At 71.9% G+C, this 18035-nt stretch carries 19 protein-coding genes; 9 read left to right on the forward strand and 10 right to left on the reverse strand.

Translation table 11 applies throughout. The features are described from left to right. Positions 1-100 precede the first annotated feature (100 nt). Complete coding sequence (locus tag ACFXOA_RS16830; RefSeq protein ID WP_385028150.1) at positions 101-1333, forward strand: MFS transporter; 1233 nt, start codon at positions 101-103, stop codon at positions 1331-1333. Positions 1334-1437: 104 nt separating this feature from the next. Here the strand turns inward: ACFXOA_RS16830 and ACFXOA_RS16835 are convergent, their stop codons facing one another. Then, on the reverse strand, positions 1438-2022 hold the full coding sequence (locus ACFXOA_RS16835; protein ID WP_385028153.1) for a suppressor of fused domain protein: 585 nt from the start codon (positions 2020-2022) through the stop codon (positions 1438-1440). A gap of 412 nt (positions 2023-2434) precedes the next feature. Between ACFXOA_RS16835 and ACFXOA_RS16840 the strand changes: the two genes are divergently transcribed. Further along, complete coding sequence (locus ACFXOA_RS16840) at positions 2435-3550, forward strand: magnesium and cobalt transport protein CorA (protein WP_385028156.1); 1116 nt, start codon at positions 2435-2437, stop codon at positions 3548-3550. Between the two features lie 71 nt (positions 3551-3621). After that, positions 3622-4140, forward strand: coding sequence for a hypothetical protein (locus tag ACFXOA_RS16845; RefSeq protein ID WP_385028159.1), 519 nt, complete (start codon positions 3622-3624; stop codon positions 4138-4140). Between the two features lie 9 nt (positions 4141-4149). Here the strand turns inward: ACFXOA_RS16845 and ACFXOA_RS16850 are convergent, their stop codons facing one another. Beyond that, positions 4150-4902 carry a hypothetical protein gene (locus ACFXOA_RS16850; RefSeq protein ID WP_385028162.1) on the reverse strand — a complete coding sequence of 251 codons (753 nt, stop codon included), beginning with the start codon at positions 4900-4902 and terminating at the stop codon, positions 4150-4152. A 171-nt stretch (positions 4903-5073) separates the two neighbouring features. Here ACFXOA_RS16850 and ACFXOA_RS16855 point away from each other — a divergent pair, with 171 nt between their 5' ends. From ACFXOA_RS16855 to ACFXOA_RS16865, 3 genes are read left to right on the forward strand one after another with little or no spacing between them, the layout of a single operon-like run. Next, entirely contained in the window at positions 5074-6348 is a 1275-nt protein-coding gene (locus ACFXOA_RS16855) for a magnesium transporter MgtE N-terminal domain-containing protein (protein ID WP_385028165.1), read from the forward strand. Then, the gene (locus ACFXOA_RS16860; RefSeq protein WP_385028168.1) at positions 6338-6916 is read left to right on the forward strand and encodes a DUF1003 domain-containing protein; all 579 of its coding nucleotides are present in this window, start codon (positions 6338-6340) and stop codon (positions 6914-6916) included. Before ACFXOA_RS16855 ends, ACFXOA_RS16860 begins: the two co-directional genes overlap by 11 nt. Positions 6917-6950: 34 nt before the next feature. Beyond that, positions 6951-8084: an Mrp/NBP35 family ATP-binding protein gene (locus ACFXOA_RS16865; RefSeq protein ID WP_385028171.1), complete on the forward strand. Its 1134-nt coding sequence runs from the start codon at positions 6951-6953 to the stop codon at positions 8082-8084. Positions 8085-8148: 64 nt separating this feature from the next. Here ACFXOA_RS16865 and ACFXOA_RS16870 read toward each other — a convergent pair whose 3' ends face one another. From ACFXOA_RS16870 to sigE, 5 genes are all read right to left on the reverse strand, one after another. Continuing rightward, the gene (locus ACFXOA_RS16870) at positions 8149-8811 is read right to left on the reverse strand and encodes a hypothetical protein (protein WP_385028174.1); all 663 of its coding nucleotides are present in this window, start codon (positions 8809-8811) and stop codon (positions 8149-8151) included. A 126-nt stretch (positions 8812-8937) separates the two neighbouring features. Then, entirely contained in the window at positions 8938-9390 is a 453-nt protein-coding gene (locus ACFXOA_RS16875; protein ID WP_385028177.1) for a sec-independent translocase, read from the reverse strand. Positions 9391-9510: 120 nt separating this feature from the next. Continuing rightward, on the reverse strand, positions 9511-11394 hold the full coding sequence (locus ACFXOA_RS16880) for a trypsin-like peptidase domain-containing protein (RefSeq protein ID WP_385028180.1): 1884 nt from the start codon (positions 11392-11394) through the stop codon (positions 9511-9513). Positions 11395-11482: 88 nt separating this feature from the next. Beyond that, entirely contained in the window at positions 11483-12412 is a 930-nt protein-coding gene (locus ACFXOA_RS16885) for an anti-sigma factor family protein (RefSeq protein ID WP_385028183.1), read from the reverse strand. Further along, the gene (gene sigE / locus ACFXOA_RS16890; protein ID WP_385028220.1) at positions 12409-13170 is read right to left on the reverse strand and encodes an RNA polymerase sigma factor SigE; all 762 of its coding nucleotides are present in this window, start codon (positions 13168-13170) and stop codon (positions 12409-12411) included. The genes ACFXOA_RS16885 and sigE overlap by 4 nt, the downstream gene beginning before the upstream one ends. Positions 13171-13348: 178 nt before the next feature. On the opposite strand from sigE, the gene ACFXOA_RS16895 reads away from it, so the two are divergent. Then, on the forward strand, positions 13349-14014 hold the full coding sequence (locus ACFXOA_RS16895; protein ID WP_362556284.1) for an O-methyltransferase: 666 nt from the start codon (positions 13349-13351) through the stop codon (positions 14012-14014). 113 nt (positions 14015-14127) lie between these two features. Here the strand turns inward: ACFXOA_RS16895 and ACFXOA_RS16900 are convergent, their stop codons facing one another. Further along, positions 14128-14295, reverse strand: a complete 168-nt coding sequence (locus tag ACFXOA_RS16900; RefSeq protein WP_003966491.1) for a DUF3117 domain-containing protein — start codon at positions 14293-14295, stop codon at positions 14128-14130. Between the two features lie 314 nt (positions 14296-14609). Here ACFXOA_RS16900 and ACFXOA_RS16905 point away from each other — a divergent pair, with 314 nt between their 5' ends. After that, positions 14610-15422: an enoyl-CoA hydratase/isomerase family protein gene (locus ACFXOA_RS16905; RefSeq protein ID WP_385028187.1), complete on the forward strand. Its 813-nt coding sequence runs from the start codon at positions 14610-14612 to the stop codon at positions 15420-15422. 166 nt (positions 15423-15588) lie between these two features. Here ACFXOA_RS16905 and ACFXOA_RS16910 read toward each other — a convergent pair whose 3' ends face one another. Further along, the gene (locus ACFXOA_RS16910; protein ID WP_385028190.1) at positions 15589-16173 is read right to left on the reverse strand and encodes a DNA-3-methyladenine glycosylase I; all 585 of its coding nucleotides are present in this window, start codon (positions 16171-16173) and stop codon (positions 15589-15591) included. Then, complete coding sequence (locus tag ACFXOA_RS16915; RefSeq protein ID WP_385028223.1) at positions 16170-16574, reverse strand: DivIVA domain-containing protein; 405 nt, start codon at positions 16572-16574, stop codon at positions 16170-16172. The genes ACFXOA_RS16910 and ACFXOA_RS16915 overlap by 4 nt, the downstream gene beginning before the upstream one ends. A 97-nt stretch (positions 16575-16671) precedes the next feature. Here ACFXOA_RS16915 and folP point away from each other — a divergent pair, with 97 nt between their 5' ends. Next, a complete protein-coding gene (folP, locus tag ACFXOA_RS16920; protein ID WP_385028193.1) occupies positions 16672-17544 on the forward strand; it encodes a dihydropteroate synthase in 873 nt (290 codons plus the stop codon). The last annotated feature ends 491 nt before the right edge of the window (positions 17545-18035 follow it).

Raw genomic sequence — 18035 nt, forward strand, 5'->3', positions numbered from 1 at the left:
CGCGCCGGAACTCCCACCCGACAAGATGCATGTAGCTTGCATTTATTAGCCCCTCTAACTTAATCTGTGCGTAACGCAACGAACTATGGAGAGGGACGCCATGCGAGGAGAGGATCCGTTCGACGAGGGCGCGACCAGCATCCTGCGTCAGCCGAAGGCCGTCTGGGCCACGGCGGGCGCCTCGGTCGTCGCCTTCATGGGGATCGGGCTGGTGGACCCGATCCTGCCGTCCATCGCCAAGGGGCTGGAGGCCACACCCAGCCAGGTGTCCCTCCTGTTCACCTCGTACTTCCTGATCACCGCGGTAGCGATGCTGGTGACCGGATTCGTCTCCAGCCGCATCGGCGGCCGGAAGACCCTGCTGACCGGCCTCGCGCTGGTCGTCGTCTTCGCCGGGCTCTCCGGCACGTCCTCGTCCGTCGCCGAGCTGGTCGGCTTCCGCGCGGGCTGGGGGCTGGGCAACGCGCTGTTCGTCTCCACCGCCCTCGCGGTGATCGTCGGCGCCGCCGCCGGAGGCAGCGCCGCGGCCATCCTGCTGTACGAGTCCGCGCTCGGCCTCGGTATGGCGTGCGGCCCGCTCGTCGGCGCGCTGCTCGGTGACGCCAGCTGGCGCTACCCGTTCTTCGGCACCGCCGCCCTGATGGCGATCGGCTTCCTCTGCATCACCGCGTTCCTCAAGGAACAGCCCAGGCCGGCCAGGAAGACGTCGCTCCTCGACCCGATCCGGGCTCTGGGACACGGCGGGCTGGCCTCCGTCGCCACGTCGGCCTTCTTCTACAACTACGCGTTCTTCACGATCCTGGCCTTCACACCGTTCGTGCTCGACATGTCGCCGTACCGGTCGGGCGCGGTGTTCTTCGCCTGGGGTCTGCTGCTGGCGGTCTTCTCGGTGCTCGTCGCCCCGCGGCTCCAGCGGCGCTTCGGCTCGCTGAAGGTGGTCGGCGGCTCCCTGGTGCTCCTCGCCGCGGACCTGGTGGTCCTCGGATACGGCAACCACACGGCGGCGATCGTCTGCACCATCGTCTCGGGTGCCTTCATCGGGATGAACAACACCGTCTACACCGAACTCGCCCTCGGTGTGTCGGACGCGCCGCGCCCGGTGGCGAGCGCCGGCTACAACTTCGTCCGCTGGTTCGCCGCGGCCGCGGCCCCCTACCTCGCTCCGAAGATCGAGGAGTGGAGCGACATCCACATCCCGTTCGTGGTCGCCGCGCTCGCGGCGCTCGTCGGAGCCCTGGTCGTGTGGGCACGGCGCACGGCGCTGACCCACGACGCACAGGAGCTGGAGCCGGCCCACGCCGTCGAGGACAGCGTCACCGTCTTCGCCGACTGACACCTCGGGTCGCCCCGTCCCGCCCCGCCCGCGGCTCCCCTCCTGGCCGCGCGGCGGGGCTTCTCCCTCCACGGGGCGCGCCGGCCCGGGGCACCCGCCGCGTCTCAGTCCAGCGCGACCGACGCGCGCAGCGGATCCCTGAGGTCGGTGCCCCGCGCGAGCCAGCGCTCCTGGAGCTCCTGCCCGCCCCTGACCCGTTTCCAGGCGGCCTCGTTGGCCGTCATCGGCAGCAGCGGGAGGAAGCGCACCGGTTCCATCGGCGGGTCCAGCTCCAGGTCCTCGACCAGTCCGCCGGATTCGGCTACCAGGACGGAGCTGAACGGCGCCCCGGGCCAGAGCGGCTGCCCGAGGTCGAGCGACGCGCCGGGGGCCACGATCACCCCCTCGACCTGCGGGGACGCCGCGAGCACCGCGAGCGGCCGCAGCACCTGGTCGGTGTCGGCGAGCCCCGCGCGTACGGAGAGCAGCAGTTCCGCGCGCGGCCCCTTCACCGGGTCCGCGAGGGGCGAGGTCGGGTCGGCCATCGGCTGGGCCGACATGCCGAGTGTGGCGTAACGCACCACGTCGCCGTCGACGAACCGGAGCACCTCGATGCGGTCCGTGCCGAGGAACGTCACGTCGGCGCGGGCGTCCGGCTCCCCCAGCGCCGTACGGAGCCGGGCTTCGGCCAGATCAAGAATTTCTCCCATGCGGCGAGCATAGAACGCGTAGGGAACGGGCAAAGGAAGGGATTGGCTCCTCACCCGGCTGATAGCCTGAGGCGTCGGTCGGGACAGCACGCAGAAGCGTCGCTCTCAGTCCTGACAACACGTGCTCCCCCACGGGGGACCGGCTGGAGGAGGTGGGGCTGCGGTGGATCCAAGTCGACCGTGCAGTACCAACCGCTCTTCCGCCCGACGCCTTCCTTCTGTGGCCTGACGCCGTATCCGGGCCGTCACCACGGCAGTTCGCGCACGGAAGAGCCCCTCGTTTCTGTCTGTCTGTAGCGAACGCCGTCATCGTGCCCACGCGGTGCCGCCCGCTTTGCGGACGTGAGCGCACGTCCTCATTCCGGGCTGTTCCACGTGCCCGCCGACGGCCCTCGGTGAAGAGGAGCCAGCCATGTCGATGATCCGTGACCTGCGCGCCGCCGTGCGCCCGTCCCTGCGCAAGAGCAACACCCCGTACAGCAGCTACGACGCCACCCGTGACCCGTCCGCCTCCAGCGCCGTCGTCGACTGCGCGGTCTACCGGGACGGGCGCCGTCTCTCCGACCACGCCTGCCTGACGCCGCGTGAGGCCAGGCTGCGGGTGCGGGAGGAGGGCGGTTTCGCCTGGATCGGCCTGCACGAGCCGACCGAGGAGGAGTTCTCGGGTATCGCGCGGGAGTTCGGCCTCCACCCGCTGGCCGTGGAGGACGCCGTCCACGCCCACCAGCGGCCCAAGCTGGAGCGGTACGACGACACGCTGTTCACGGTCTTCAAGACCATCCACTACGTCGAGCACGCCGAGCTGACCGCGACCAGCGAGGTCGTCGAGACCGGTGAGGTGATGTGCTTCACCGGTCCGGACTTCGTCATCACCGTCCGGCACGGCGGGCAGGGTTCGCTGCGCGCTCTGCGCCACCGGCTGCAGGAGGACCCCGAGCTGCTGGCCAAGGGCCCCTCCGCGGTGCTGCACTCGATCGCCGACCACGTCGTCGACGGATACATCGCGGTCGCAGCCTCGGTGCAGGACGACATCGACGAGGTGGAGATCGACGTGTTCTCCACCCCCGACAAGGGCGGTCCGCGCGGCTCCGACGCCGGCCGCATCTACCAGCTCAAGCGCGAGGTCCTGGAGTTCAAGCGCGCCGTCTCCCCGCTGCTGCGCCCGATGCAGCTGCTGAGCGAGCGCCCCATGCGCCTGATCGACCCCGACATCCAGAAGTACTTCCGCGACGTGGCGGACCACCTGGCCCGGGTGCACGAGGAGGTCATCGGCTTCGACGAGCTCCTCAACTCGATCCTCCAGGCCAACCTGGCCCAGGCCACGGTCACGCAGAACGAGGACATGCGCAAGATCACGTCCTGGGCGGCGATCATCGCCGTGCCGACGATGATCTGCGGGGTCTACGGCATGAACTTCAAGCACATGCCCGAGCTGGGATGGACGTACGGCTACCCGATGGTGCTGGCGCTCATCGGCGCCGTCTGCTTCTCCATCCACCGCACGCTCAAGCGCAACGGCTGGCTCTGAGGCGCGTCGGGCGATTCGCGCCGGCCGCGGGCGGACGGGACTTCCGCGGGACGCCCGAATACAGTTCTGGCATGACTGCTGCTGACGCGTTGCTGGCCCGGGCTCTCGTCGAGGAGGCCACCAAGAAGTCCGGCCTCCTCTGGGTGCGGGGCACCGGCCCCGCGCGGGCGATGTGGCACGTGTGGCACGAGGGTGCCGCAGTGCTCGTGGGCGACGGCCCGGGGGAACAGCCGCTCCCGGAAGGGCTGGAGACCGGTTCGCGGGCCGAGGTGACCGTGCGCAGCAAGGACAAGGGCGGCAGGATCGTCGCCTGGTCCGCGACCGTCACGGTGCTGGAGCCGCGTTCCGCGGAATGGGAGGCGGCCGTCGCCGAACTCAAGGGCAAGCGGCTGAACGCCCCGGACGCCGAGCAGCTGACGGAACGCTGGGCGGACGCGTGCAGGGTCGTCCGCCTGACGCCGGACGAGCCGCACACGGACCTGCCGGACGGCTCGCTGGCCGCGGCCCCGCTGCCCACGTCGGCGATCACCCGCGAATCGGCGCCCGCCGCGCTCCCCCGGCTGCTGCTGAAGCGGCGCGGGAGGCGCTGAGAGGCGGTCTCAGCCGGAGGACTTCGGCAGCTCGCCGCCGTAGTCGACGGTCTCGTCCTCCGCCGGTGCCTCCAGCGGGAAGGTCTTGCCCCAGTCGGCCAGGGTGACGGTGCCGCCGCCCCCGCCGCGCGCCACTCGCAGCGGGTAGGGGGTTCCCTTCAGGGAGACGTCCAGCGCGCCTCCCTCACCGCTTCCGCCCATGATCTGCACCGTCCGCACCCCGCCGACCGTCTTCCGGCCGCCCTTGCTGACCTTCCCGTGCAGGGTGAGCATCCCGTCGAGGAGGGTCTTCTTCTCGGTGAAGCCGCGCAGCTGCCGGTACGTGGGGTCGTCCTCGGGCACCTTCACGTACTTGCCGTCGAGCTTGTCGGCGGCCTGTGCGCCCTGGTCGTCGGCGGACTCGTCCTTCCAGAAGCCGGCATCGGCCTTGAGGTAGAGCTCGTCCCCGACGCGCAGGATCTCGAAGGTGTTCTGCTTCGACCTGACCGACCCGCTGCCGCCCTCGCCGCTGAGCCGCATGTCCAGGGAGTAACTCCCGTCCTTGCTGACCAGTTTGCCGGTCAGCCGCACCGCGTCCGCGGCGTCGGCGGCGGCCCGGGCCTTCTTGTCGATCTGCTCCGCCGTCAGCTTGCCGACACCGTTGGTCCCCTTGTCCGGGTCCTCCCCGGCACAGGCCGTGAGGGCGACGGTCAGCCCCGCGCAGAGCACCACGGCGAACGCGTTCCGGCGGCGGGCCCGGACTGCGGGGGCGGAAGAGGTCACGGGCGCACTGCCTCTCGTCTGTGTGTCGGGGGTGGCAGACGGCAGCGTACCCGTGCCGCGTACGCCATTCGGCAGAGCGCCGTCCGGACGGTCCGCCAGAGCGTCCCGGACGGGTACGGGCTAGCCTGATCACGGCAGACGACGACGTGAGGGGCGAAGGGAGCCCGCAGGATGGCGGCAGGCACCCCCAGGGTCTTCGTCTCGCACCTCTCCGGCGTACCCGTGTTCGACCCGAACGGTGACCAGGTCGGCCGGGTCCGGGATCTGGTGGCGATGCTCAGGGTCGGCGGCAAGCCGCCGCGGCTGCTGGGGATGGTCGTCGAGGTCGTGAGCCGGCGGCGCATCTTCCTGCCGATGACACGGGTGACGGGTGTCGAGTCCGGCCAGGTCATCACGACCGGCGTGGTCAACATGCGGCGCTTCGAGCAGCGCCCGACCGAGCGACTGGTCCTCGGCGAGTTCCTCGACCGGCGGGTGCGCCTCGTCGAGACGCAGGAGGAGGTGACCGTCCTCGACGTCGCCATCCACCAGCTCCCGGCCCGCCGCGACTGGGAGATCGACAAGTTCTTCGTCCGCAAGGGCCGCGGCGGGGCACTGCGCCGCAAGGGTGAGGCGCTGACCGTGGAGTGGTCGGCCATCAGCGGCTTCTCGCTGGAGGAGCACGGGCAGGGCGCGGAGAGCCTGGTGGCGACCTTCGAGCGGCTGCGCCCCACCGACGTCGCCAACGCGATGCACCATCTGTCCCCCAAGCGCCGCGCGGAGGTGGCCGCCGCCCTGGACGACGACCGCCTCGCGGACGTCCTGGAGGAGCTGCCCGGGGACGACCAGGTCGAGATCCTCGGCAAGCTGGAGGAGGACCGCGCCGCGGACGTCCTGGAGGCGATGGACCCGGACGACGCGGCCGACCTGCTCTCGGAGCTCCCGGAGGCGGACAAGGAACGGCTCCTGGCCCTGATGCGGCCGGACGACGCCGCCGACGTACGGCGGCTGCTGTCGTACGAGGAACGCACGGCGGGCGGACTGATGACGACGGAGCCGATCATCCTGCGGCCCGACGCGACGGTCGCCGACGCCCTCGCCCGGGTGCGCCAGCAGGACCTGTCGCCCGCGCTCGCCGCGCAGGTCTACGTGTGCCGCTCGCCCGACGAGACGCCCACCGGCAAGTACCTCGGCACCGTGCACTTCCAGCGGCTGCTGAGGGATCCGCCGTACACCCTGGTCAGCTCGATCGTCGACAGCGATCTCGTGCCGCTGGCCCCGGACACCCCGCTGCCCGCCGTGACCAGTTATCTGGCCGCCTACAACATGGTCTCGGTGCCGGTGGTGGACGAGAGCGGTTCGCTCCTCGGCGCGGTGACCGTCGACGACGTGCTGGACCACCTGCTGCCCGAGGACTGGCGCGAGACCGACTTCCAGGGCGAGGAGGGGATCACCGGTGGCCGCTGAGGACCGTGCGAGGGCCGCGCCGACCGGTGCCTCGGGGATCGTCCGCCCGCCCCGCCCCCGGCTCGACCAGCCGAAGGCCCCGCGGCGCCGGCTGCTGCCCGAGTACGACCCCGAGGCGTTCGGCCGGTTCTCCGAGCGCATCGCCCGCTTCCTGGGGACGGGACGCTTCATCGTCTGGATGACGCTGATCATCGTCCTGTGGGTGGTGTGGAACATCTTCGCGCCCGGGCACCTGCGCTTCGACGAGTACCCGTTCATCTTCCTCACCCTGATGCTGTCGCTCCAGGCGTCCTACGCGGCTCCGCTGATCCTGCTGGCGCAGAACCGCCAGGACGACCGGGACCGCGTCACCCACGAGCAGGACCGCAAGCAGAACGAGCGGTCGATCGCGGACACCGAGTTCCTCAGCCGGGAGATCGCCGCCCTGCGGATGGGCCTCGGGGAGGTCGCCACCCGGGACTGGATCCGCTCGGAGCTGGAGGCGATGCTGAAGGACATGGAGGAGCGCCGGATGCTCTTCCCGGCCGAGAGTGACGAAGCCGACCGTGGAGGGGCTACTCACCCGTAGGCCGGTGCGCCGCACGCACCCGTACTATCGGGGTATGGCTACGGAAGACGCGGTGCGCGAGGCACTGGCGACAGTGAACGACCCGGAGATCCACCGACCGATCACCGAACTCGGCATGGTGAAATCGGTCGAGATCGATCCTGACGGTGTGGTCGCTGTCACCGTGTACCTCACGGTCTCCGGCTGCCCGATGCGCGAGACGATCACCGCGAACGTGACCGACGCGGTGGCCCGGGTCGAGGGCGTGTCCCGGGTCGAGGTCACTCTCGACGTGATGAGCGACGAGCAGCGCAAGGAGCTCGCCTCGTCGCTGCGCGGCGGCACCGCCGAGCGCGAGGTGCCCTTCGCCAAGCCCGGATCGCTGACCCGGGTGTACGCGGTGGCATCCGGCAAGGGCGGCGTCGGCAAGTCCTCCGTGACGGTCAACCTCGCGGCGGCGATGGCCGCCGACGGTCTGAAGGTCGGTGTGGTCGACGCGGACATCTACGGGCACAGCGTGCCCCGGATGCTGGGCGCGGACGGAAAGCCCACCCAGGTCGAGAACATGATCATGCCGCCGTCCTCGCACGGCGTGAAGGTGATCTCCATCGGCATGTTCACCCCGGGCAACGCCCCGGTGGTGTGGCGGGGGCCCATGCTGCACCGCGCGCTGCAGCAGTTCCTCGCCGACGTGTACTGGGGCGACCTGGACGTCCTGCTGCTCGACCTGCCCCCGGGCACCGGCGACATCGCGATCTCCGTGGCCCAGCTCGTCCCGAACGCCGAGATCCTGGTCGTCACGACCCCGCAGCAGGCCGCCGCCGAGGTCGCCGAGCGGGCCGGCTCCATCGCCGTGCAGACCCACCAGAAGATCGTGGGCGTCGTCGAGAACATGTCGGGCATGCCGTGCCCGCACTGCGACGAGATGGTCGACGTGTTCGGTTCGGGTGGCGGGCAGCGGGTCGCCGACGGGCTGACGAAGACCGTCGGCGCCGAGGTCCCGGTCCTCGGATCCATCCCGATCGACGTACGCCTGCGGGAGGGCGGCGACGAGGGCAAGCCCGTCGTCCTGTCCGACCCGGACTCCCCCGCGGGCGCCGCGCTTCGCGCCGTGGCCGGCAAGCTGAGCGGCCGTCAGCGCGGCCTGTCGGGAATGTCGCTGGGGCTGACCCCGCGCAACAAGTTCTGAACCGGTGCACGGGTGGGGGCGGCCTCCTGAGGAGGCCGCCCCCACCCGTGCACCGCCGCCGGCTTCAGTTCTCGTACGACGCGATGTCGCCGATCACGGCGAATCCCAGGCCGTAGGCGCTCATGCCCCGCCCGTACGCGCCGATGTGGACCCCGTCCGGGGCCGAACCCGCGAGGACCCAGCCGAACTCGGACTCGCGGTAGTGGAAGTCGACCGGCACGCCGTCCACCGGGAGCGAGAGCGTCGACCACGGCTCGCCGCCGAGCTCGTCGGCGAGCTCGAACGCGGTCTCGGTCTGCTGGTTCAGCCATTCACCACGCAGGGTGTGGTCCATCTGTGGCGGCCAGGTGCAGTCCAGCAGGCCGGAGCCGGCCAGCCAGGCCGCCGACGAGACCGTGGTCGCGTCCAGGACGCCCGTGCCGTCGTCGCTGTCCCTGACGGGGCTGCTGCCCACCGTCACGACCACCGCGAAACGTGCCTTCTCCGCACCGGCGTCCGCCCGTACGACGGGCTCCTCACCGTGCCCGGTGGAACCGTGGTGCACGGTGTCGTCCGCACCCGCGGTGACCTGCATCAGCCAGCGCTGCCCGGTGAAGGCCTCGTCCAGCCCGTACCAGGGGAACGGCGCCTTCAGATAGCCGTCGACCTTACGCCGGGACGCCGGCACCCCTTCCCCGGTGACTGCGCTGGGCGCACCATCCGCCCCTGCCCGACTCGTCGTCTCCATCTGCCCGGCCGCCTCCTCGATCTCCCGCTGATCCGGAGCGGCCCTCCCCCCGTGGGCATGGGCAACCTCGCAACCGGACAGATGGAGAATAGCCATACCGTCCGGACGAGTCGGGATTGACGGGTCTCAGGTGGCGTCGGCGTCGAAGGGCGGACGCTCGTCCTTGGCCGGCGGCGCGGGCTTCTTCAGGAGGTCCGGCTTGGCGCCGTCGGAGGCCGGGGACGCGGCCGCGCCACCGGACGAGGCGCTCTCACGGCCGTTCACCGCGTCGGCGACCTCGGCCATCTCCTTGCGCAGGTCGAAGCTCTCGCGGATCTCCTTGAGCCCCAGGTCGTCGTTGCCGTCCATGAGCTGCTTGCGGACGAACGTCTTGGGGTTGAGGTCCTCGAACTCGAAGTCCTTGAACTGCGGTCCGAGCTCCGAGCGGATGTCTTCCTTCGCGCTGTCCGAGAACTCCCGGATCTTGCGGATGGTGCGCGCGACGTCCTGGATGACCTTCGGCAGCTTCTCCGGGCCGAATACGAGCACGGCGAGGACCACGAGCGTCAGCAGCTCGAGTGCGCCTATGTCATTGAACACCTTGCTGCTCCTCGTGTTCTCCGCGTGTTCTCCGCGTGTTCTCCGTCGCCAGGTCGGCAGGGGCCCGGACCGCTCCACGGTACCCGGCGAAGCTGTCAGGACGGTACCTGCCGGTGACCGTCAGGTGCCGCTCGCCGATCCCAGCGTCAAGGTCCTGGACAGTTCCTCACCACCCCGGGTCAGCACGAGCCGGAGCCGGTCGCCGGGGCGGTGCGCGCGGATCTTGACGATCAGCTCCTCCCCGCTGTGCACCCGGCCGCCCTGGACCTCGGTGATGATGTCGCCCTCACGGATGCCCGCCTTGTCGGCCGGGCCCCCCTCGGTCACCGCCCGGCCGCCGCCCGATCCGCCGACCTTGGCCCCGTCACCGGTGAACTCCATGTCCAGCGTGACGCCGATCACCGGGTGTGTCGCCTTTCCGGTGTTGATCAGCTCCTCGGCGACCCGCTTGCCCTGGTTGATCGGTATGGCGAAGCCGAGGCCGATGGAACCGGCCTGGCCGCCCTCGGTGCCCGCCGAGCTGTCGGCGGCCCGGATCGCGCTGTTGATGCCGATGACCCGGGCCTCGGCGTCGACCAGCGGGCCGCCGGAGTTCCCCGGGTTGATGGGTGCGTCGGTCTGCAGGGCGTCGACGTAGCTGACGTCGCTGCCGTCGCCCTTCTCCCCGCCCGCGGTGATGGGGCGCTGCTTCGCGCTGATGATGCCGGAGGTGACCGTGTTGGACAGGTCGAAGGGTGCACCGATCGCCACCACCGGGTCCCCCACCCGCACGTTGTCGGAGTTGCCGAGCGGCAGGGGCTTGAGGCCCGAGACACCGCTGACCTTGACGACGGCCAGGTCGTAGCCGCTGTCCTTGCCGACGATCTCGGCGGGGGCGCTCTCGCCTCCGCTGAAGGTGACGGTGATGTCGCCGGTGTCACCGGCCGGGGCGACCACGTGGTTGTTGGTCAGGATGTGGCCCCGGTCGTCGAGTACGAAGCCGGTGCCCGTGCCGGACTCCGCCGAGCCGCTGACGTGCAGGGTGACCACGCTGGGCAGGGCGCTGGCGGCGATACCGGCGACGCTGTCGGGTGCCCGGCCGCCGGCGTCCCCGTCGGACTGGGGCAGTTCGACGGTCGTGAGGCCGCCGTTGCGCTCGACGTAGGCACCGATGCCCCCGCCGATCCCGCCCGCGACGAGGGCGAGCAGCGCGGCTCCGGCGAGGGCGGCGCCCCGGCGGCTCCTGCGGGGCCGGGCGTCGGGGCCCTGGCCGTGGTGGCTCAGCGGCTGCTGGTGGGTGCTCCAGGGGTCGTACCGGGGCCACTGCGGTGCGCCCTGCGGGACCTCCTGGGCGGGGGGCGGCGCCGGAGCCGGGGAGGGATGCCCGGCCGAGGGCTGCTGGGGCACGGTGTGCGGCGCCGTCGCGTAGGGGCCGGTGTGGTCGTGGAAGGCTCCCGCCGGCGTGCCGTGGCCACCGGAAGCCGCGTTGGGCGGCTGCACGGCCGTCCCGTGGGCGGGGGTCGGCACCGGGCGTTGCACGGGCGGCGCGGGCGCCCACGGGCCCGGGCCGCCGTAGGGCGGGGTGCTGTACTCGTCGGGGGTGTGCAGGGGCCTGGCGCGGGTGGTGTCCGGATCGGCACACCGGGGCTCCTGGGACTCGCGGAACTCCTGGGACTCCGGCGGCTCCGGGGCGTCCGTGGGCGCCGTCTCCGCCGCGGGGGCGGGGGCGGGTGCCGTCTCCGGGTCCGAGGGGGGTGCGGCGGGGGCGGGCGGAGCGGGTGTGAAGTCTCCGTCCGCCGTCATGTGTGTGCGCGGCCCCGCGGGGGCCGCCTCGCCGTCCGCGGGACGCGGGGGCGTCGGCGCGTTGGCGCCGGCCGGCTCACCGCCGCCCGTGGAAGCGGGTGACGCCGCCGCCTCCCCGGCGGGGACGGCCGGGTCCTCCGGGTGGTCCGGACGGTTCCGTACCGCCGTCGATGGGCGGCTCCACCACTTCGCCTTCGGCCCGCTGGGCTTCCCGTCGTCCATGCTCTCCCCGCCACTGGCCCTTGCACGCCCCGCGGGGCGTCCCTCCCGGAATTCAACCAGGTTTGCGAATCGGCGCGCAGGGTCCCGGTCAGCGCAGCGGGGTGAGCGTCGCCGCGTGGTCCTGCGGCGGGGCGGCGGCGGTCGCGGACGCCACCGGTTCGGCTCCCGCGCCGAGAGCCGCCGAGTACAGCGGACCGGCGTCGGTGGGGCGTATCAGCGGGGGCACGGCGACGTTCAGCACCGGGAAGGCACCGGTGCGGGCGAGGGTCGAGGTGCCGAGCAGCGCGGGTGCGTGGACCGGGGTGTTCGAAGCGGTGGGGGAAGACGTGGCGCCGGGCCAGGTGTTGGCGGACGCGAGGGCGCCTCCGCTGCTGCGGTCGGCCACCTCGGCCGCTCCGGTCCGGCCCTCCTCACCGAGTGGGGTCGCGTTGCTGCCCGCGCCCTCGGCGCTCAGCGGGGGCTCGGGTCCCTGGTCGAGCGGGAGCGATCCTCCGAGGGCGATCGCCGCGAGCGAGACCGCGCTGGCCGCGACGAATGCGAAGCGCCGGGCCCGCCAGGGCGAACGCTCCGCCTCCCTCGCCACTTCGTGGATGCGGAAGCCGGAGGCGGAAGGGCCGCCGGGCAGTACCGCCGTCGAGCCGTGGGGGGTGGGGAGGTACCCGAGGCCGTCCAGCGGTGATCGCCCGCCGTCGCCGGGGCCACCGGTCTGCGGGACGGGGAAGACGCCCTCACCGAACCGCCGGCCACCGCCGAAGGCGTCGCCCGGGCCGTCGCCGCTGGGTCCGCCGGGGAGGCCCTGCAGGCGCGCGAGGAAGCCCTCGGAGGGCGAGGGGGCGGAGGATGTCGCGAAGGCGCTCTTCAGCCGCCGCTGGGAGTCCGCCTCGGACTTGCACCGTGCGCAGGTCGCCAGGTGGGCGAGGACCCGCTCCCTGGCGTCGTGTTTGAGCTCACCGTCGACGAGCGCGGCGAGACGGTCCCCCAGGTGCTGTTCCGCGGGGGTCGGACCTGTGCCGCTCACGCCGTACCGCCCTCCCCCGCCAGGACCGCGTCCGCCAGGGAGCGCTGCTCGGCACGGGCTTCGGGCGAACGGTGCCGGAGCGCCTTGCGCAGGTGCGAACGGCCGCGGTGGATGCGGCTGCGCACCGTCCCGAGCTTGACGCCCAGGGTGGCGGCGATCTCCTCGTACGAGAGGCCCTCGATGTCGCAGAGCACGACCGCCGCGCGGAACTCGGGCGCGAGGGTGTCCAGCGCCTGCTGCACGTCCGCGTCGAAGTGCGTGTCGTTGAAGACCTGCTGCGGGGACGGCTCTCGGCTCGGGAGCCGTTCGGCGGCGTCGTCGCCGAGGGAGTCGAAACGGATCCGCTGCTTGCGGCGGACCATGTCCAGGAAGAGATTCGTCGTGATCCTGTGCAGCCAGCCCTCGAAAGTGCCGGGTGTGTAGGTCGACAGCGACCGGAAGACACGTACGAAGACCTCCTGGGTGAGGTCCTCGGCGTCGTGCTGGTTGCCCGTCAGCCGGTAGGCCAGGCGGTACACGCGGGCGCTGTGCGTGCTGACGATCTCTTCCCATGAGGGCGGGGTCCACGCCTGGGAATCCGCATCTGAGGCGAAGGTCGCGGTCGGTGCGGATTTGTCGGAAGAACGGTCAGCAATGTCGGTCACGGATTTCGGCTCACCCACCGATCCGAGAAAGCGCCGCAGCGCTCCTCTCCGATCCACAGGCGCAGCCGCACCTCCCCTATCGGCTCTGGTGGTGTCCAGCGGAGCCCCTACCATAGCCACCTCGCCCGTTAGCTCCGGATAAGCCTTTTTACCTGCTGTTGCCCCGGTGTCCCCGGGGGCAAGAGGCACATTCCGGTCCCGGCCGCGGGGCCCGGTCCGCATGTCCCTCCACGTCCCTACCTAACGCCTGGTCCCATCTGCGGGTTCCCGGGCGCAGCGGATACAGTCACCGTTGCGCCAACTACGGGGACAGGAGAGGGTCATTACCGCCAACCGGCAGACGAGCTGGGCATTCGCCGACGCCTTTGTCGCCGAGGAAGAAGCTCTGCTCTGGGCCCGGGACCGGGCCCGTGAGTCAGGGCTCCGCCCGGTGTCGTCGGGCACCGGTGCGGCACTGCGCCTGCTCGCTGCCACCGCGGACGCCAAGGCCGTGGCCGAGATCGGCACCGGTACCGGCGTGTCCGGCATCTATCTGCTGCAGGGGATGCGCCCGGACGGCGTCCTGACGACCGTCGACCCGGAACCCGAGCGGCAGCAGTTCGCCCGCCAGGCGTTCCGCGCCGCGGGCTTCGCCACGAACCGCGCCCGTTTCATCCCGGGGCGCGCCCTGGACGTGCTGCCGCGCCTCGCGGACGGCGGGTACGACCTCGTCTTCTGCGACGGCGACCGGCTGGAGAGCATGGACTGCCTCGCTGAATCGTTGCGCCTTCTCCGGCCCGGTGGACTGGTCTGCTTCGAGGGCGTCTTCGCCGACGGCCGGACGATCGACTCCGCGGCGCAGCCCGCCGAGGTCCTGCGGCTGCGGGAGCTGCTGCGGGCCGTGCGCGAGAGCCAGGAGCTGATGGCGGGGCTGCTGCCGGTCGGCGACGGCCTGCTGTGCGCCGTGCGGCGGGGCTGAGCGGGGCACGCCACGGCGTCAGGGGAGCTCCGGCGGGCGGGCTTCCCCCGGCACACCGCTGCCCCGGCACGGAACCCGTGCCGGGGCAGCAGCGAAGTGTGGGCGCCTCCGCCTCAGCCGACGACCTTCTTCAGCGCGTCACCGAGTGCATCGGCCTCGTCCGGAGTCAGCTCGACGACAAGCCGACCGCCGCCTTCGAGCGGAACGCGCATGACGATGCCCCGCCCCTCCTTTGTCACCTCGAGCGGGCCGTCGCCCGTCCGCGGCTTCATGGCCGCCATGCTCGTTCCCCTTCCTGAAACCAGCTCATCGCAGCCGGCGGCTCCATGACAGGCGCTGCCTCACCGGCGTCGAACACAATGCTTCCTCCGCATTATCCCGCATCGATGACCCCGATGACCAACATCGGTCGGCATCGCTTACGCAACGCGCTTTCCCAAAACCACCCAATTCGGCGATCCAGCTGCGATACTGCGCCACCCCCGGCCCCCAGCCGAACTCCAATCGTTAGACGCAGGTCACATGTGCGGCCCGCCCGATCTCCGCCATGCTTGCCTGGACAGGCACGACGCCGGAGCCGTAAGGGGACAGAGGAATGGCCGACACCATGGCTGACGCCGTACTCACGGACGTGAGTGACGGGCTCGCGACGATCACGATCAACCGGCCGGACGCGATGAACGCCATGAACACCGCCGCGAAGGTCGCGCTCCGCGACGCCCTGCTGGCGGTCGCCGGCGACACCGCCGTGCGGGCGGTTCTGCTCACCGCCACCGGGCGCGCCTTCTGCGTCGGCCAGGACCTCAAGGAACACGTCGGCAAGCTCTCCGAGGCCCGTGAGTCGTCCGGCGGCAACGCGCTGAGCACGGTGCGGGAGCACTACAACCCGATCGTCAGGGCCCTCACCGAGATGGAGAAGCCGGTCGTCGCGGGAGTGAACGGGGTCGCGGCCGGGGCCGGATTCGGCTTCGCGCTCGCCGCCGACTACCGGGTGGTCGCCGACACCGCGTCGTTCAACACCTCGTTCGCGGGCGTGGCGCTCACGGCGGACTCGGGCGTCTCCTGGACCCTGCCCCGGCTGATCGGGGCGGGCCGCGCGGCCGACCTGCTGTTCTTCCCGCGTTCGATCTCCGCCCAGGAGGCGTACGAGCTGGGCATCGCGAACAAGGTGGTGCCCTCCGCCGACCTGGCGAAGGAGGCGTACGCGGTGGCACGCGCCCTGGCGGACGGGCCGACGGTGGCCTACGCGGCGCTGAAGTCCTCGGTGGCGTACGGGGCGAAGCACTCGCTCGCCGAGACGCTGGAGAAGGAGGACGAGCTCCAGACGAGGGCGGGCGCGTCGCAGGACCACACCATCGCGGTCGAGGCCTTCCTCGCCAAGCAGCGGCCGAAGTACCTCGGCCGCTAGGGCCCTCACGAGCCGGCCGGCTCCCCAGCACCCGTGGGACCGGAGCACGCCCCGGCACGGTCCCACGGGGGGCTGTGCCTGGCCCACGGGCGGGGACGCCGGGCCTACGGGAGTCGGTCCCGGTCCTGCGGCGCGGGCGGTCAGGTTTCCCGGTCCGGTCGAGCCCCTACCGCCCGCCGCCTCGTGCGACGCAGTCGGCCAGGTGGTCGTCGACGAGACCGCAGGCCTGCATCAGGGCGTACGCGGTGGTGGGGCCGACGAAGCGGATGGACCGCTTCTTCAGTTCCTTGGCCAGCGCGGTGGACTCCGTGGTGACCGCGGGGACGTCCGTGAGGACCCGGGGGGCCGGGCGGGTGGCCGGGTCGGGGGCGTACGACCAGATGAGGGAGTCCAGCTCCCCCTCGCGCCAGCCGGCGAGCACCTTCGCGTTGGCCAGGGTGGCGTCGATCTTCGCGCGGTTGCGGATGATCCCCGCGTCGGCGAGGAGCCGTTCCTTGTCCTCGTCGGTGAACTTCGCGACGGCCGGGATGCTGAATCCCGCGAACGCCGCGCGGAACCCTTCGCGGCGGCGCAGGATCGTCAGCCACGACAGCCCCGACTGGAACGCCTCCAGGCAGAGGCGCTCGAAGAGTGCGTCGTCACCGTGGACCGGGCGGCCCCACTCGGTGTCGTGGTAGGCGAGGTAGTCGTCCGTGGAGAGCCCCCACGGGCAGCGCGGGCGCCCGTCGGCGGCGGGCTCGGCGCCGCTCAACGCGCGTCCTCCCCATCCTGCGGGCCGTTCCCGGGGCCGTCCTCGGCCTCCGGGGTGCCGGCCGGACGCTTCAGCAGGTCGGGGCCGTTGACGGCGGTCGCCTGGGCGCCCGCGAGCGCCGACTCCAGCTCGGCGATGTGGGCGTCGCGCTCCGCGAGCTCGGCCCCCAGCCTGCCGAGGGCTTCGTCGACGTCCGACATGCGGTAGCCGCGTACGGCCATGGGAAGCCGCATGGCCTCCACGTCCGCGCGGCCCACGGGGCGGTTGGCGGGCAGCGGGTCGGTGAGCCGGTCGGGCTCGACGTCCTGCAGCACCGCGCTTCCGCCTCCGCCGACCACGGCCAGGGTGACGGCGGCCACGACGACGACCATCGTGAGCAGCAAGAACCAGAACACGTGCATCTCCCCGGGAGCGGAATACCTGTCCGGGTCAGATCGTGCCATGCGGCACCGACAGTTAGGGTCGCAGGCGCAGGGCGAGCTACAGGAGGAACCAGGGATGCGAAGCGGGGCGCTCAGGCTGGGGCGGCGGGAGTTCGGGCCGGACGAGCCGGTGATCATGGCGATCGTGAACCGCACGCCCGACTCCTTCTACGACCAGGGCGCGACCTTCCGGGACGAACCCGCGCTGTCACGCGTCGAGCAGGCCGTGGCCGAGGGTGCCGCGATCATCGACATCGGCGGGGTCAAGGCCGGACCGGGCGAGGAGGTGACGGCCCGGGAGGAGGCGCGCCGCACGGTCGGCTTCGTCGCGGAGGTGCGCCGCCGCCACCCCGACGTGGTGATCAGCGTCGACACCTGGCGCCACGACGTGGGTGAGGCCGTCTGCGAGGCCGGGGCGGATCTGCTGAACGACGCGTGGGGCGGGGTCGATCCGAAGCTCGCCGAGGTGGCCGCGCGGTACGGGGCCGGGCTCGTGTGCACGCACGCCGGTGGCGCCGAGCCCCGCACCAGGCCGCACCGGGTCGTCTACGACGACGTGATGGCGGACATCCTGCGGGTGACCGTGGGGCTGGCCGAGCGGGCGGTGGAGCTGGGTGTCAGGCCGGACGGGATCATGATCGACCCCGGGCACGACTTCGGGAAGAACACCCGCCACTCCCTGGAGGCCACCCGGCGGCTGGACGAGATGACGGCCACCGGCTGGCCGGTCCTGGTGTCGCTCTCCAACAAGGACTTCGTCGGGGAGACCCTGGACCGGCCGGTGAAGGAGCGTGTGATCGGGACGCTCGCGACCACGGCGGTCTCGGCCTGGCTGGGAGCCCAGGTGTACCGGGTGCACGAGGTGACCGAGACCCGGCAGGTGCTCGACATGGTGGCCTCGATCGCGGGCCACCGGCCACCGGCCGTCGCCCGGCGGGGCCTGGCGTAGGGCTGTACGGCGGATCAGGGGCGCGCCGGCGGACACCGTGCCTCCGTGGGTGCCGGTGGTCCGTCCGGCGAGGCGGAGGAGGGCCGCCCCGGTGCCGGCACCGGGCCCGGGACACGCCTCGCCTCCCGGGCGCCCCGGCCGGCGCCCCTGCGCGGCACGTGCCGCCGCGGCCATCGGGCCGCTGGGACCAGGGAGTGCACGCGGGCCCGGCATGATCCGAACGAGAGGCCCTGGGGTCTTTCGTTCGGATCAGGCCGGATCAGGGAGCGGGGCCTGGTGCCGTGCATCGCAAAGCGGAGGACGGAGGCGACGCTCGCGTCGGGGACCGACGACAACGCCGCGAGGTCCGGCACCGGGGCACGCGGGCCCGGCATGGTCCGAACGAGAGGCCCTAGCTGTTCTGTCCCGGGAGGTTGTGGACGGGTGATGTAGGTCTCGGCTGAGGGATCTTGAACGGGTGAGGGCCTTCCGGGTTCGGTGTGGATTGCGAC

Source organism: Streptomyces sp. NPDC059166, from assembly GCF_042755185.1.
Lineage (GTDB): Bacteria > Actinomycetota > Actinomycetes > Streptomycetales > Streptomycetaceae > Streptomyces.

Coding starts and splice junctions, on each gene's coding strand:
- ACFXOA_RS16830 (WP_385028150.1), top strand. CDS start 101: ATGCGAGGAGAGGATCCGTTCGACGAGGGCGCGACCAGCATCCTGCGT.
- ACFXOA_RS16835 (WP_385028153.1), bottom strand. CDS start 2,022: ATGGGAGAAATTCTTGATCTGGCCGAAGCCCGGCTCCGTACGGCGCTG.
- ACFXOA_RS16840 (WP_385028156.1), top strand. CDS start 2,435: ATGTCGATGATCCGTGACCTGCGCGCCGCCGTGCGCCCGTCCCTGCGC.
- ACFXOA_RS16845 (WP_385028159.1), top strand. CDS start 3,622: ATGACTGCTGCTGACGCGTTGCTGGCCCGGGCTCTCGTCGAGGAGGCC.
- ACFXOA_RS16855 (WP_385028165.1), top strand. CDS start 5,074: ATGGCGGCAGGCACCCCCAGGGTCTTCGTCTCGCACCTCTCCGGCGTA.
- ACFXOA_RS16865 (WP_385028171.1), top strand. CDS start 6,951: ATGGCTACGGAAGACGCGGTGCGCGAGGCACTGGCGACAGTGAACGAC.
- ACFXOA_RS16870 (WP_385028174.1), bottom strand. CDS start 8,811: ATGGAGACGACGAGTCGGGCAGGGGCGGATGGTGCGCCCAGCGCAGTC.
- ACFXOA_RS16880 (WP_385028180.1), bottom strand. CDS start 11,394: ATGGACGACGGGAAGCCCAGCGGGCCGAAGGCGAAGTGGTGGAGCCGC.
- sigE (WP_385028220.1), bottom strand. CDS start 13,170: ATGGTAGGGGCTCCGCTGGACACCACCAGAGCCGATAGGGGAGGTGCG.
- ACFXOA_RS16900 (WP_003966491.1), bottom strand. CDS start 14,295: ATGGCGGCCATGAAGCCGCGGACGGGCGACGGCCCGCTCGAGGTGACA.
- ACFXOA_RS16905 (WP_385028187.1), top strand. CDS start 14,610: ATGGCCGACACCATGGCTGACGCCGTACTCACGGACGTGAGTGACGGG.
- ACFXOA_RS16915 (WP_385028223.1), bottom strand. CDS start 16,574: ATGCACGTGTTCTGGTTCTTGCTGCTCACGATGGTCGTCGTCGTGGCC.
- folP (WP_385028193.1), top strand. CDS start 16,672: ATGCGAAGCGGGGCGCTCAGGCTGGGGCGGCGGGAGTTCGGGCCGGAC.